Origin of the sequence: Arthrobacter crystallopoietes, assembly GCF_002849715.1 — a bacterium.
GTDB lineage: Bacteria > Actinomycetota > Actinomycetes > Actinomycetales > Micrococcaceae > Crystallibacter > Crystallibacter crystallopoietes.
On the sequence record NZ_CP018863.1, the window covers coordinates 4619037 to 4633750 of the forward strand.

The window sequence follows — 14714 nt, forward strand, 5'->3', positions numbered from 1 at the left end:
CTTCAGCCATGCATAAGCTGGCCACGCTGTCTCTGGCCAACAGGGCCCTGATCGCTCTGATCACGGTGTTTGTGGCCGTCTTCGGTGTCATCACCATGGGTTCGCTCAAACAAGAGCTGATCCCGTCGCTGGAGTTCCCCCGGGTTACGGTAGTCACCGCCATGCCCGGGGCGTCTCCGGAGGTAGTGGACAAGCAGGTCAGCGAACCGCTGGAAAACGCGCTGAATGCGGTCGAGGGGCTTGAATCCTCGACCGCAACATCGCGCACCGGGCTCTCCACCGTGAACCTAACGTTCGTCTACGGCACCAACCTGGACCGGGCGCGCAGCCAAGTGGACCGGGCCATCTCCAACGCACAGCAGCTGCTGCCTGAGGACGTTTCCCCGCAATCCGTGGCCGGCAGCATCAACGACTTCCCGATCGTCTTTATGGCGGTCTCCTCCGACCTGCCGCTGAGCGAACTCAATACCGAACTGCAGCGGCTCACGGTCCCCCGGCTGCAGAAACTGGAGGGCGTCCGCAGCGCCGAAGTCACCGGCGGCGCCGGCCAGCACATCGCCATTCTTCCTGACGATGACGCCTTGGCCGAACGCAACATCAGCGTGTCATCGATCGTCGACAGCCTGCAGAACAGCGGTGGCCTCGTGCCCGCCGGTACGGTACAGCAAGACGAGAAGACCCTTTCCGTCCAGATCGGCAGCCCGCTGGACAGCCTGGAAACCATCGAGAACCTGCCGCTGGCGCCCGGTCAAACAACGACGGCGGAACCCGCACCGCCGTCGTCGTCTTCCGAAAACCCGGGTCGGGTTCCCGGCCAGTTCCCCGGCGAATCCCAGCCCGCCCCGCCCACACCGGTGAATCCGGCTCCGGCAGATCCGGCTCCGGCAGATCCGGCTCCGGCAGACGCCGGCCCTGAAGGCTTCGGCGCCCAGGAGCCCGGTGCCGAGGCTGCAACCGGGGATCCGGTGACCATTGGCGAGGTGGCGACGGTCCGGATTGTCGACGACGAGCGGACCTCGATTACCCGCACGAACGGCGAAGAAACCCTTGCCCTGGCCGTGACGAAGACGCCGGACGGGGACACGGTGGCCATTTCCCATGCCATCAACGACCTGCTTCCCGAGCTTGAGGCGCAGCTGGGCAGCGGGGCCGCTTTCACCACCATCTTCGACCAGGCGCCGTTCATCGAGGAGTCCATCAAGGACCTGACCACCGAGGGGCTGCTGGGACTCGGCTTCGCCGTGTTGGTCATCCTGGTCTTCCTGCTCTCGGCCCGCTCCACCCTGATCACGGCCATCTCCATTCCGCTGTCCCTGCTGGTCACGTTCATCGGCCTCAGCGCACTGGGCTATTCGCTGAACATCCTGACACTGGGCGCACTGACCATCGCCATCGGCCGCGTCGTCGACGACTCGATCGTCGTCGTCGAAAACATCAAGCGGCATCTGGGCTACGGCGAGGATAAGCGCACCGCCATCGTGACGGCCGTGCGGGAGGTGGCCGGTGCCGTGACCGCCTCCACCCTCACTACCGTCGCGGTGTTCCTGCCGATCGCGTTTGTCGCCGACCTGGCCGGCGAGCTGTTCCGGCCCTTCGCCATCACCACAGCCCTGGCCCTGCTGGCGTCCCTGGCGGTGTCGCTGACCATCGTCCCGGTGCTGGCCTACTGGTTCGTCAAGTCCCCCTCGCAGCGGCAGGATCCGGCCGAGGTGCGTGCTGCCGCGGATGCTAGGGAACGCGCCTCGCGGCTCCAGCGCGGGTACCTGCCGGTGCTCTCCTCCACGCAGCGGCACCCCGTCATCACGCTGGGTGCGGCGGCCCTGGTCTTGCTGGGCACGGTGGCGATGGTGCCGCTGATGCAGACCAACCTGCTCGGCGATACCGGTCAGAACAGCTTCAGCCTGCGGCAGGAACTGCCCGCGGGCACCAGCCTGGAAGTCACCGACGAGGCAGCGTCCCAGGTGGAGGAGCTGCTGGCCGGCACCGAAGGTATCGACGACGTCCAGGTCACCATGGGCAATTCCACCTCGGGGCTGGGCACGTTCCTTTCCGCCGGTGCCTCCGTCGCCCAGTTCACGGTCATTACCGAAGAGGGCGCCGACCAAGTGGCCTTGCGCGAACGGGTACGCAACGACGTCGAGAAGCTGCCGGATGCCGGGACCATCACGCTCAGCACGCAGGGCGGCGGCTTCGGCACCTCCAGTTCGGTGGACATCGACATCTCCGCCAGCAACTCCGGGGAACTGCAGTCGGCTTCCGACACGCTGGTGGCGGAGCTGCAGGAGCTGCCGGGATCGGCCGAGGTTTCGAGCAATCTTGCTGCCGCCGAACCGGTGGTCCAGGTTTCCATCGACCGGGCCAAGGCCGTGGCGGCCGGGCTCAACGAGGAAGAAATTGCCGGCCTGCTGGCCTCCACCATCAGCCCGCTCCCCGGCGGCACGGTCCGGATCGACACCACGGACTATCCGGTGTTCATCGGCGAAGGAACAAACTTCGCCAGCGTGGATGAACTGCGTGAAGTCGAAGTGCCCACCGCTTCCGGCCCGGTGCCGCTGACCGACGTGGCGACGGTGGAGGAAACCGAGATCCCGACGTCGATCACCAGCTCCGGCGGTGAGCGGACCGCCGTCGTCTCTATTACTCCTGCCGGGGACAATCTCGGCGCACTGAGCAGCGAGGTCCAGACGGTGCTGGACTCCGTCGAACTGCCGGCTGGCGTCACGGCATCCCTGGGCGGCGCGGCGACCCAGCAGGCCGAGTCCTTCGAGCAGCTCGGCCTGGCGCTGCTCGCCGCGGTGGCGATCGTGTACGTCATCATGGTGGCCACGTTCAAGAGCCTCATCCAGCCGCTGATTCTGCTGGTGTCCATCCCCTTCGCCGCCACCGGCGCCATCGCCCTGCTGGTCATCACCGGGATTCCGCTGGGGCTGCCCTCCCTGATCGGCATGCTAATGCTGGTGGGCATCGTCGTCACCAACGCGATTGTCCTGATAGACCTGATCAACCAGTACCGGCGGCCCCGCGGCGGCCACCCCGGCATGAACGTTGCGGATGCCATCCGGCATGGTGCACGCCAGCGGCTCCGGCCCATCCTGATGACTGCGTTGGCGACAGTCTTCGCGCTGACGCCGATGGCGCTGGGACTCACGGGTGAAGGCGGCTTCATCTCGCAGCCGCTCGCCGTCGTCGTTGTTGGCGGTCTGATTTCTTCGACCGCGCTGACGCTGGTTCTCGTGCCCGTGCTGTACCGGCTGGTGGAAGGCCGCCGCGAACGACGCGCCCTGGCCAAAGCCGAACAGCTCCAGATCCGTGAGCCGGCCGCAGTTGGGAGCTAGCGCCTCGGTCCTGCCTGCGTGTGGTGGGCCCCACGCGGACGCCGCGGAATGATTCCTGCCCGCCGGAGGTTGTGTCAGTAGATGCAAAAGCATGTAAACTGGTTCAAGACTTTGCAGCAGAGAAAGAGGCACAGCATGGAAATCGGCGTATTCAGCGTTTCTGATATCACCCAGGATCCCACCACCGGACGGACCCCGACCGAGCACGACCGGATCAAGGCGGCCGTCGCGATCGCGAAGAAGGTTGAAGAGATCGGCATGGATGTCTTCGCCATCGGCGAGCACCACAACGAGCCATTCTTTTCCAGCTCCCCCACCACCCTGCTTAGCTACATCGCAGCCCAGACGGAGCGGATCACCCTTTCCACAACGACCACGCTGATCACCACGAACGATCCGGTCAAGATCGCCGAAGACTTTGCCATGCTCCAGCAGCTGTCGGACGGCCGCGTGGACCTGGTGCTGGGCCGCGGCAACACCGCTCCGGTCTACCCGTGGTTCGGGCGCAACATCCAGGATTCGCTGGAGCTGACGGTCGAGAACTACGCGCTGCTGCGCAAGCTCTGGGACGAGGACGTGGTGAACTGGCAGGGCAAGCACCGCACCCCGCTGCAGAACTTCACCGCCACGCCTCGCCCGCTGGACGGCGTCGCGCCCTTCGTCTGGCACGGCTCCATCCGCACCCCGCAGATTGCCGAGCTGGCCGCATACTACGGTGACGGGTTCTTTGCCAACAACATTTTCTGGCCCAAGGAGCACTACATGCAGCTCATCGGCCTTTACCGTGAGCGCTACGAGCACTACGGCCACGGCACCCCAGATCAGGCGATCGTAGGCCTCGGCGGACAGTTCTTCATGCGCAAGAACTCGCAGGACGCGGTGAACGAGTTCCGCCCCTACTTCGACAATGCCCCGGTCTACGGCCACGGCCCGTCGATGGAGGACTTCACGGCGCAGACCCCGCTGACCGTGGGCAGCCCGCAGGAGGTCATCGAGAAGACCCTCAGTTTCGCCGACGCCTTCGGCGACTACCAGCGCCAGCTGTTCCTGATCGACCACGCCGGCCTGCCGCTGAAGACCGTGCTCGAACAGTTGGACCTTTTCGGTGAAGAGGTACTGCCCGTGCTCAAGCGCGAGTTCGCTGCCCGCAAGCCGGCCCATGTTCCGGACGCGCCCACGCACGCCAGCCGCAAGGCAGCACGGGATGGGGCCTTGGCACAGGAGACGGTGTCCAATGGCTGACGAGGAATCGCAGCCGCAGATCAGGACGACGTCGGAATCCTGGGAGTCGCTTTTCCGCACCCAGGTGGCGGTGATGCGCCGGATGCAGCAGCTGCCGGAGTTCAAGAAGCTGGCCATGCGCGAATACGATGTGCTGTTCAACCTCAGCCACTGCCCCACCGGGTGGACCAGGCTCAATGAGCTCAACGAGGCCCTGCTGATCAGCCAGCCGAGCCTGAGCCGGATGGTCGAGCGGCTGGAAGCCAAAGGCCTGGTGCAGCGCCGAACGGCTGAGCGGGACCAGCGTGGCATCGAGATTGCCCTGACCGAGGAAGGCCGCGCGCTGCAGCAGGAGATCGGCCGCGTGCATGTGCGCCATCTGCACGAGATGCTCGCGCCGGCCCTCAGCGAGGAGGAGTTCAAGCAGCTCCAGTTCCTCACGGACAAGCTCCGCACCGGTCTCAAAGACCGCTGATCCCGGTGGCGGCCGGCTCTCAGCGCAGCTGCACGGCCGCCGCGGGGTCCGTTTCCGGCACGAAGTCATCCACCACGGCGGTCACTTTCAGCTCCTTCAGGGACAGGCTCCCGCCCACGGTGGAGAGGAAGGCCGTGTCCGAGGCATCCCGCCCGGTGGCAATGCGCAGCAGCGTCTGCCGCGGGGCCATGCCGGTGGCGTCCACCACGTGCCAGGCGCCCTCGATATAGGCTTCGGCAACGGCGTGGAAGTCCATCGGATCCAGCCCCGGGGCGTACACCGCGGCGAGCCGCGCCGGCACATCCTTGGCCCGCAGCAGCGATACCACCAGATGGGCGAAGTCGCGGCAGACCCCGCGGCGTTCCAACAGGGTTTCCACTGCTCCGTCCGTGGGCCGGGAGGAGCCGCTGACGTAGCGCAGCTCCCGCCCTACCCAGGTGCGCACGGCGTTGAGCAGCTCCTTCCCGTGCAGCGACCCGAATTCGGCGTACGACGTCGGCAGCAGCTTGTCCGACTCGCAGTAGCGGCTGGGGCGCACGTACCGGATCAGTTCGGTCCGGTCGATGCGTTCCGGCTCCGCCAGCCCTTCCACCGCAACCGAGTAGTCCACTTCAACCGTGGACGGTTCATCCACGTGCAGGGCGTGCAGCCGCCCGGAGTGGTTATCGGCCAGTTCCTCCAGCTGTACCTCGGCGCCGTCGACCGTCACGGTGAAGGTCTCCTCGAAGGCGGTGTAGCCGGGGTTCCGGGCGGCGGCAATGGCAAACACCATGGATGTGTTGGCGGTGGTCCTGGCGACGAGACGGGCCGAGGCGGCTCGTTTCATGAACGCTCCCTTTGGCTGGATATTGCGGCGGCCTGCTCTGCGATCCGCAGGGAGGTGATCATCTCCCGCAGCTGCGCAAAGCGGTCCGTTTCCAAATACTCCAGTGCTTCCTGCACACTGTTGTAGTTCTTCAGCTCCCCGGCCGGCTCGTCGGCCGACGGAAGCCCGTGCACTGGGGTATCCGAAAATGAGTAAAGGCCCACACTATCCGGCCCCGCCACCACGTTTTGAATCGCACAGGCCTTATTGTCCACGCTGCCAACCTTATTCGTGATGCCCATCGAGGCAAAGAACTTATAGCCGCGCAGCATCCGGAACACGAACCGCGGTTCAATGTTGCCGGTTCCCTCCGCCGAGGCGACATCGAGGGGCTCGCTGGCCAGCACCACGTAGTCGGTCACGTTACCCGGGGTGCAGTGCACGTCCTCCAGGATAAGCCGGGTATGCAGCTGGGCCGCTGCCCTGCCCTCGCCGTCGCGGATGTCCAGATGAATCCCACCGTCGGATGGCTGCGTCGGTTCGGGCTGCTGCTGCACGGTCCAGTCTGCGGGCAGGTCGAAGCTGAGGGCGCCGGCGGGGTCAGTGTAGGTTTTCCAGCCTTCCCTGGCCGTTCCGGAAGGTTCGGCAGAAGGGCGCGGCATGGTCATTGACGACGGCGGCGCGGCCTGCACCGGTGGAACTGCAGCTCCTCCGGCGGCTCCGGCGTCCGGGGCAAGGTCCAGCAGGCCGCAGCCGGAGAGTGCTACGCCGGCGACGGCCAGGGCGGCAACTGACCGCAGGCGCCGGGTGGATCGTGCTGCAGGCAAGGGATCACGCTCCTTCGGTCGCGGCAAGGGGATTTCCTTCCACGGTACCGATCCCGCACCGCCAAACCGCCGTACCAGGTGGCGTGTCTGCGAACTCCGGCAGGCCGGCTAGGGCGCCAGCTTCCGGACGTCTTTCACTGCGCTGACCACCGCCCGTACGGCCAAAGCGATCTCGGCCTCCTTGACCGCTGCAGTGAAGGTCAGCCGCACCGCGGTCTGGGCCACCGCGGGATCGATTCCAATGGCCAGCAGCACCGCGGACGGTTCATCCGAACCGGCCGCGCAGGCCGAGCCGCTGGAACACACTACGCCCCGCCGCTCGAGCTCGAGGAGAACTGCTTCTCCCGAGGTGCCCGGGAAACAGAAGGAGGCGCTGGCCGGTAGCCGCCCCGTCCGGTGCCCGGTCAGCTGGGCCTCCGGCAGCGCCTTCAGCACCTGCTCGATCAGGTAGTCGCGGTACCCGGTGACCCGCGGCACCGTCTCGGCGCGCTCCTTCTCCGCCAGGGATAAGGCAGTGGCCACGGCTACAGCACCGGCGACGTTTTCCGTGCCGGACCGGCGCCCGTTTTCCTGGCCGCCGCCATGGACCAGCGGCTCCAGCGGCCGCCGGCCCGAGACATACAGCAGGCCGCAGCCCTTGGGCGCACCGAGTTTGTGCCCCGAAATACTCAGCGCGTCGACGCCAAGGCGGCTAACGTCGAGATCCAGCCAGCCGGCGGCCTGCACCGCATCCGTATGGAACGGAACCTTCGCCTCCCGGCACAGCCTGGCAATCTCTTCGACCGGCTGGATTGTGCCCACCTCATTGTTGGCGTACATCACCGTGCACAAGGTGGTCTCCGGCGTGAGCTCGGCGGCCAGGACTTCCAGATCGACGACGCCGTCCGGGTCCACCGGGACGCGGACGAGCGTAAAGCCGTGCAGCCGTTCCAGGTACTCCACGGCCTCCAGAACAGAGGGATGCTCCACGGCACTGGCCACGATGCGCTTGCCGCGCGGCGAGGCCAGCGCCAGCCCCTTGATGGCGAGGTTGTTTGCTTCGGTGCCCCCGGAGGTGAAGACGATCTCCCCGGGCCGGCAGCCGAGCACCTGCGCCGCGGTCCTGCGTGCATATTCCAGGGCCCGCCCGGCTGCTTCACCGACCGTGTGGTGGCTGGAGGGGTTGCCGAAGTCCTGCGTCAAGGCCGGCCACATCGCTTCCAGCACCTCCTGGCGCACGGGAGCAGTGGCGGCGGCATCCAGGTAAATCATGGGATCAGGTACTGCTTTCGTCAGTGGGAGATACGGATGTCCAGCCCCAGATCCAGGGACCTGACGCTGTGGGTGAGGGCACCGGACGAGATCACGTCCACGCCGGTGCGGGCAATGTCCCCCACCGTTTCCAGCCGGACATTGCCGCTGGCTTCCACCAGGGCACGTCCCGCCACCTGGGTCACGCCGGCGCGGAGCCCCTCCAGCGAGAAGTTGTCCAGCATGATCGTATCCACCCCGGCTGCCAGCACGGGTTCGATCTGCTCGGCCCGGTCCACTTCGACCTCAAAATGGACCGTGTGCGGCAGCCGCGACTTCGCTTCCCGCAGCGCCTCTGTCAGATCCTTGCGGCCGCCGTCGGTAATCACGGCGAGATGGTTGTCTTTGGCCATCATGGCATCGGAGAGCGAATAGCGGTGGTTGTGCCCGCCGCCGCACCTCACGGCGTAGCGCTCCAGCGCGCGCAGCCCGGGGGTCGTCTTTCGGGTATCGACCACCCGGGCCGCCGTTCCGGCCACCGCTGCGACGAAGGCAGCCGTCTGGGTGGCGATACCGCTCAGGCGCTGCAGCATGTTCAGTCCCACGCGTTCGGCCAGCAGGATGGAGCGGGCGTTGCCGCTGATCACCGCCAGCACCTGGCCGGCGTCGAACGTGGCCCCGTCCTGGACCTTGAACCCTACGGAAACGGACGCGTCGACCTGCCGCAGGACGGTTTCCAGCACCGGAACGCCGGCGAACACGCCCGGCTCGCGCGCGGCCAGTTCGGCGGTCGCGGTGGCCTCTGCCGGGATGAGGGCGTTCGAGGTGATGTCGCCCCACGGGGCGTCTTCGGCGAGCGCGGCGGCGACAATGCGCTCGAGCGTCGGCTGGTCGGGCGGAAGAATATGGTTCATGGCTGCTCCTGGCTGGCGCTGTGGCCGGGGACACCGGCACGAGGATTAACAAAACTGAGGCGGCCGCTGCCCGCCGGACGGTTTTCAAAATCGGTGCGGTAATGGGCTCCGATGGAGTTCTCGCGTGCACGGGCCGCGGCAACCACCAGGCGGGCGGTGGTGAGCAGGTTCGCGTCTTCGGCCCCCGCCTGGTCCGTTGGCTCCACGGCCCACTCGCCAAGCTGCTTGGCGGCGAGCTCCAGGCTTGCGCCGTCCCGTGCCACGCCCGCTGCCGAGGACATCAGGCGCTGCAGGTCGGCACGGGTGCAGGGCACGGTGCCTTCCGGAAGCTCCAGCGGGAGCGCCTCGACCACCGGGGTCCGCTCCCCGACGGCGAGCGCCCGGACAGCCCGGCGGGCGAAGACGAGCCCTTCCAGCAGCGAGTTCGATGCCAGCCGGTTGGCGCCGTGCACTCCGGTGCAGGCGGCCTCCCCCACGGCGAACAGGCCCGGCACCGAGGTCCGTCCGGCGAGGTCCGTACGGATCCCGCCCATCCAGTAATGCGAGGCGGGCACTACCGGCAGCGGCTGCGCGTTCCAGTCCAGGCCCAGCGCGGACACGGTGGTGTGGATGGTGGGGAAACGCCGGGCCAGGAAGTCCGTCCCCTTGGCCCGGCTGATACCGGTGGCGTCCAGGTAGACCTGGGGCGCTTCGCCGCGGGACTCCAGCAGCAGCCGCTGCCGGCAGATCGCGCGCGAGACAACGTCCCGGGGTGCCAGCTCGGCATCCGGGTGGTAATCCGGCATAAAGCGGTGCCCGGTGGAATCCACCAGCAGGGCGCCCTCCCCGCGGACCGCCTCGGAGATCATGAAGGCCGTTCCGTTGGCCGCGGCCGGATCCAGCAACGTGGGATGGAACTGGATGAATTCCAGGTCCGTCAGGACCGCCCCGGCCGCCCAGGCGAGCGCCACACCGTCACCGGTGGCGGTGTCCGGATTGGTGGTTGCTTCGTAGAGCTGCCCGGCCCCGCCGGTAGCGAGAACAACGACGTCGGCCGGCAGCTGCGTGCGCACCTCGCCGTCGGGTGCGCCGAAGAGTTCGACGCCGGTGACCCGGCTGGCGGTTTCCAGCAGGCGGGTCACGAAGCTGTGCTCGCGGAGCTCCAGCCGTCCGGCGCCGGCCAGGGATACTACCCGGCGGATCAGCACCTCGGCAATGGCGGCACCGGTGCGGTCCCCGCCGGCATGCAGGATCCGCGCCGCCGAATGGGCGCCCTCGAGTCCCAGCGCCAGCCGTGTCCCCTTCCGGTCGAAGGGGACTCCCCACCGGAGCAGGGTGTCGATCTCGGCGCCGGCCGCTTCGCACAGAAGCCGCACCGCGGCGTCGTCGTTCATTTCCGCACCTGCGCGGAGCGTGTCCGCCACGTGTGCGTCGATGGAATCGCCCGCGGCCTCGCCCTGTCCGGTCACGGCGGTGATCCCGCCCTGCGCGAACCAGGTGTTGCTCTGCGCAAGTGCCCCCTTGGTCACCAGCGTCACCTGGTGCCCGTCGGATTCCTCGGCGGCGAGCGCCGCCGCATAGAGGCCCGCTATGCCGGAACCGACGACGACGATCCGCCGGCTGCCTGTGCGACGCCGCGTGTTCACGGCTTGGCTGCCAGCATCCGCTCGAGGGCCACGCGCGCCGGTACCGCCACATTGTCCTCAACGGTGATCTGGTTCAGGACTTCGCCGCGCTCGGCGTAGGCCTCCAGGACCCAGGCCAGGTAGCCGGGGTGGATCCGGTACATGGTGGAGCACGGGCAGACCACCGGATCCAGGCAGAAGATGGTGTGCTGCGGGTACTCCGCGGCCAGCCGGTTCACCATGTTGATCTCGGTGCCGATGGCGAAAACGGTGGGCTCGGTAGCGGCGTCGATGGCCTTGCGGATGTAGTCGGTCGATCCGGCCTCGTCCGCTGCATCAACGACCGGCATCGGGCACTCGGGGTGCACAATCACCCGCACGCCGGGGTAGTCCGAGCGTGCCTTCTCGATCTGGTCCACCGTGAAGCGCTTGTGGACCGAGCAGAAGCCGTGCCAGAGAATGACGCGCGAATCCTGCAGGGCCTGCTCGTCGTTGCCGCCCAGCGGTTTGCGCGGGTTCCACATCGGCATCTGCTCCAGCGGCACGCCCATGGCCTTGGCGGTGTTGCGGCCCAGGTGCTGGTCCGGGAAGAACAGCACGCGCTGGCCCCGCTCGAAGGCCCATTCCAGTACGGTCGCGGCGTTCGATGAGGTGCAGACGATGCCGCCGTTTTCGCCGCAGAAGCCCTTCAGCGCGGCGGAGGAGTTCATGTAGGTGACCGGGATGACGGGCAGCCTGCCGTCTTCATCCGGCTCCGAGCCGAGCACGTCCGTGAGCTGGTCCCAGCAGGCCTGTACGGAGTCGATGTCCGCCATGTCCGCCATGGAGCAGCCGGCGGCCAGGTTCGGCAGGATAACGGACTGGTCCGCACCGGAGAGCAGGTCCGCGGTTTCGGCCATGAAGTGCACGCCGCAGAAGACGATGATTTCCGCCTCCGGCTTTTCCTTGGCGGCCCGGGCCAGCTGGAACGAATCGCCCACGAAATCCGCATACCTGACGACTTCGTCCCGCTGGTAGAAGTGGCCCAGCACCACCAGCTTTTCGCCCAGCTTTTCTTTGACGGCCATGATCTTGGCGTGCAGCTCGTCGTCGCCGGCCAGCCTGTATTCCTCGGGGATCTGGCCCTGCCGCGGGGTTGCGGCCGGGGCGATATCGGCCATGGAGGCACCCGGGCCGTACGCAGGCGTGGCGCCGCCGTCGAAATTCCACGGCGCCTTGACCAGGTCCGGACTGCAGCTGCCGGCGGCCGCCGGGCGCGTCTGGGCTTCCTCGCGGGTGATGAGCTCGATGGTGTTGGTTGATGCCATGGTCTTCTCCGATTTCTGGCGGTTGGCAAAAGTTCCGGCTGGTTAGCCGAGGGGTCCGTTGCCGGGGCTGGTGCTCCCGGTATAGCGGTAGAGCCGGGGCGGCCGGTGCCGGCCGCCCTGCAGGTATTCGTCGGTGGCCTCGATGTCCGTGGCGGCACGCAGCTGGCGGCGAAAGTTGGCCGGGTCCAGTTCCTTGCCCAGAACGGCCTCGTAGACCTCGCGGACCTGGGCAAGGGTGAACTTTTCGCCCAGGAAGGCGTAGGCAATGGAGCTGTACTCCACCTTGTTCCGCAGCCGCCACAGCGCATAGTCCACAATTTGGTTGTGGTCGAAGGCGAGCTGGCCAAGATGGTCGGCGCGGAACCACCTCACGTTTTCGGTTTCGCGCGCCAGCGCCGCGACGTCCGGCTTCACCAGCGCCCAATAGACGATGGAGACGACACGTTGGACCGGCGACCGATCCAGGCCGCCGAAGGCGTACAGCTGTTCCAGATAGCTCGGCTGCAGCGATGTGGTGTCCTGCAGATTCCGCCGGGCAGCGTCCTGCAACGACTCCTCCTGACTGAGCGGTCCGCCAGGCAGGGCCCAGAGATCACGGTAGGGCTGCCGCGTGCGGCGGACCAGCGGGAGCCAGATGGTGGGGCGCGCCGAATCCGCATCCGGGCGCAGCGCGAAGATGACGGTGGAAATGGCAAGCTCGGGCGGCTGCTGCCTGCGCTCCGAAACGTTCGCCGAGTAGACCGCCACTTCCACACCTCCTTGCCCTCATCAGTAATAGTCATTATGACCAGAACACATTCTAGCCTGTTAAAGTCGATGTGACACAATCACTTTTTGGTGACGGCAGTTTTGTGAAGCTCGCCGGAGGCCCGGGCCGGCCGCGGGCTATGCGGAAGCTGGCGGCTCCGCGGCAGCGCCTGCCGCTTGCACCAGCGGCAAAGTGCGGCCCTCGAAATGGCTGTTCAGGACAATGACCGATGACGACCGCAGCACGGTATTGGTGGCGGTCATCTCGTCGAGCACGCGTTGCAGATCGGCATTGGACCTCGCCACCACGCAGGCGAGCAGGTCGCTCTCCCCCGATACGGTGTGCAGTTCCAGCACCTCGGGAATCCTGGACAAGGCTTCGGCAACCGCGTCATGCCCGGATTCCTGCCGGATAACCAGCGAACAATACGCCTTCACCACGTAGCCCAGCTCGGCCGGCGAAAGCCGCGGGCCCCAGCCGGCGATGACCCCGTGGCGTTGCATTTTATCCAGCCGCGCCTGTATTGTGGCACGGGCCACTTTTAGCACCCGCGATGCCTCCAGCACGGACATCCGGGGGTCCTCCGTGAAGAGCGTGACGATCCGGGAATCCAGTGAGTCAATATTCACGGCGCTGCTAACCCTTCCAATCTGAGGCACCTACGGCTGCAGGAGTATACAAATTGTCAGCCGAGGCGGCGCATTGACCAAATGCTTCCACCGCTGGTCCTTGGATCCACAGTTATAAGGCCACAGCCGATGACAGGAATCCGCATGACGCGCACGAGCCCCCACCCCTCCGACGGCGGACAGATGCAGTCCAGCACTGATGAAGCAGGGACACCCCGCCAGGGTCTTGGCCAGTCCATGACCTCGCGCCAGCTGACCATGATGGGGCTCGGCAGTGCAATCGGCGCCGGCCTCTTCCTCGGCTCCGGCGCAGGCATCCAGGCCGCGGGACCGGCGGTACTGGTCTCCTACCTGCTCGCCGGAACGCTGGTCATCATCGTGATGTGGGCGCTGGGCGAAATGGCCGCGGCACACCCCAGCAGCGGCGCATTCTCCACCTATGCCGAAAAAGCCATGGGCCGCACGGCCGGGGCAACCATCGGCTGGCTGTGGTGGCTCCAGCTGGTGACCGTCATTGCGGCCGAGGCCGTGGGCGCCGCGGCACTGCTCGCCTCGGTCTGGCCCGTGCTGCCGTCATGGCTGCTGGCCTTGGTATTTATGGTCGTTTTCACCGCCATCAACCTCATGGGCGTCAAGAATTACGGTGAATTCGAGTTCTGGTTTGCCATCATCAAGGTCGCCGCCATCGTGGCGTTCCTGGCCCTCGGCGCAGCACTGATCTTCGGCTGGCTACCCCATGCCCCCTCGCCCGGACTGTCCAACCTGTTCGGCGGCGACGGTTTTGCTCCCGCCGGTCTGGGCGGCATTGCTGCAGGCCTGCTGGTAGTGATTTTTGCCTTTGGCGGTACCGAAATCGTCGCGGTGGCCGCGGCGGAAACGAAGGATCCGCAGCACAGTGTCTCCCGGGCCATCAAGACGGTGGTGTGGCGGATCCTGGTCTTCTACTTCGGCTCGGTTCTGGTCATCGCCACCGTGGTCCCGTGGGATTCGGAAGCCCTCGCCTCCCCCTTCGCCGCGGTGCTCTCCGTCGCCGCCATTCCGGGCGCGGACGTGGCCATCACGATCATCGCCGCCTTTGCCCTGCTCTCGGCCCTGAACGCCAACCTGTACGGCGCCTCCCGGATGATCTTCTCCCTCTCCCAGCGCGGTGAGGCCCCGGCCCTGCTCCAGCGGATAGGCCTGCATCGCGTGCCCATCGCGGCGGTCCTGTCCTCGGTGGCCTTCGGCTTCGTGGCGACGGTCATGGAACTCCTGTTCCCGGAGAAGGTCCTGCCCGTGCTGCTGAGCTTTGTCGGGTCGACCTGCCTGGTTGTCTGGGGCATGGTCCTGACATCGCAGCTGATCCTCCGCCGCCGCGCCGACCGCGAGGGCCAGGACCTGCCAATGAGAATGCGGGGCTTCCCTGCCATCACCTGCCTGGGCCTGGGCCTGCTGGCCGCAATCCTGGCCGTCGGGTTCTTTTCCCCCGGCACCAGCGCGCAACTGGTTTCTACCGCAGTGCTCATCGCCGGCATCGCCGTTCTGAACAAGCTCTTCGCCCGCCGACGGTCGGCAGTCCGCTAACCACCACCCGGCTATCGCCTAGCAAATTGCCAGGTCATGGCCCTGCACACCCGCAT

At 66.7% G+C, this 14714-nt stretch carries 12 protein-coding genes; 4 read left to right on the plus strand and 8 right to left on the minus strand.

Features of this window, described 5'->3' with window-relative positions:
- Positions 1–8: 8 nt before the first annotated feature.
- The 3 genes from AC20117_RS21260 (at position 9) to AC20117_RS21270 (ending at position 5031) form a co-directional block, all read left to right on the plus strand.
- Positions 9–3335, plus strand: coding sequence for an efflux RND transporter permease subunit (locus tag AC20117_RS21260; RefSeq protein ID WP_101632671.1), 3327 nt, complete (start codon positions 9–11; stop codon positions 3333–3335).
- 135 nt (positions 3336–3470) lie between these two features.
- Positions 3471–4577, plus strand: coding sequence for an LLM class flavin-dependent oxidoreductase (locus AC20117_RS21265; RefSeq protein ID WP_074701766.1), 1107 nt, complete (start codon positions 3471–3473; stop codon positions 4575–4577).
- Positions 4570–5031, plus strand: coding sequence for a MarR family winged helix-turn-helix transcriptional regulator (locus AC20117_RS21270; RefSeq protein WP_074701765.1), 462 nt, complete (start codon positions 4570–4572; stop codon positions 5029–5031). The genes AC20117_RS21265 and AC20117_RS21270 overlap by 8 nt, the downstream gene beginning before the upstream one ends.
- A 19-nt stretch (positions 5032–5050) precedes the next feature.
- Here AC20117_RS21270 and AC20117_RS21275 read toward each other — a convergent pair whose 3' ends face one another.
- The 8 genes from AC20117_RS21275 to AC20117_RS21310 form a co-directional block, all read right to left on the minus strand.
- Complete coding sequence (locus AC20117_RS21275; protein ID WP_074701763.1) at positions 5051–5857, minus strand: transglutaminase-like domain-containing protein; 807 nt, start codon at positions 5855–5857, stop codon at positions 5051–5053.
- A complete protein-coding gene (locus AC20117_RS21280; RefSeq protein WP_074701762.1) occupies positions 5854–6663 on the minus strand; it encodes a hypothetical protein in 810 nt (269 codons plus the stop codon). The genes AC20117_RS21275 and AC20117_RS21280 overlap by 4 nt, the downstream gene beginning before the upstream one ends.
- 108 nt (positions 6664–6771) lie before the next feature.
- Complete coding sequence (locus tag AC20117_RS21285) at positions 6772–7914, minus strand: cysteine desulfurase family protein (protein ID WP_074701760.1); 1143 nt, start codon at positions 7912–7914, stop codon at positions 6772–6774.
- Positions 7915–7934: 20 nt separating this feature from the next.
- Positions 7935–8807 (minus strand): carboxylating nicotinate-nucleotide diphosphorylase, encoded by an 873-nt coding sequence (gene nadC / locus AC20117_RS21290; protein WP_074701759.1) that lies wholly within the window; start codon positions 8805–8807, stop codon positions 7935–7937.
- Positions 8804–10432 (minus strand): L-aspartate oxidase, encoded by a 1629-nt coding sequence (gene nadB / locus AC20117_RS21295; RefSeq protein WP_236777396.1) that lies wholly within the window; start codon positions 10430–10432, stop codon positions 8804–8806. The genes nadC and nadB overlap by 4 nt, the downstream gene beginning before the upstream one ends.
- The gene (gene nadA, locus AC20117_RS21300; protein WP_074701758.1) at positions 10429–11718 is read right to left on the minus strand and encodes a quinolinate synthase NadA; all 1290 of its coding nucleotides are present in this window, start codon (positions 11716–11718) and stop codon (positions 10429–10431) included. The genes nadB and nadA overlap by 4 nt, the downstream gene beginning before the upstream one ends.
- A gap of 42 nt (positions 11719–11760) precedes the next feature.
- Positions 11761–12465, minus strand: coding sequence for an NUDIX hydrolase (locus AC20117_RS21305; protein ID WP_074703341.1), 705 nt, complete (start codon positions 12463–12465; stop codon positions 11761–11763).
- Between the two features lie 138 nt (positions 12466–12603).
- Positions 12604–13095 (minus strand): Lrp/AsnC family transcriptional regulator, encoded by a 492-nt coding sequence (locus AC20117_RS21310; protein ID WP_074701756.1) that lies wholly within the window; start codon positions 13093–13095, stop codon positions 12604–12606.
- Between the two features lie 183 nt (positions 13096–13278).
- Between AC20117_RS21310 and AC20117_RS21315 the strand changes: the two genes are divergently transcribed.
- Complete coding sequence (locus AC20117_RS21315; protein WP_074703340.1) at positions 13279–14658, plus strand: amino acid permease; 1380 nt, start codon at positions 13279–13281, stop codon at positions 14656–14658.
- Positions 14659–14714 lie beyond the last annotated feature (56 nt).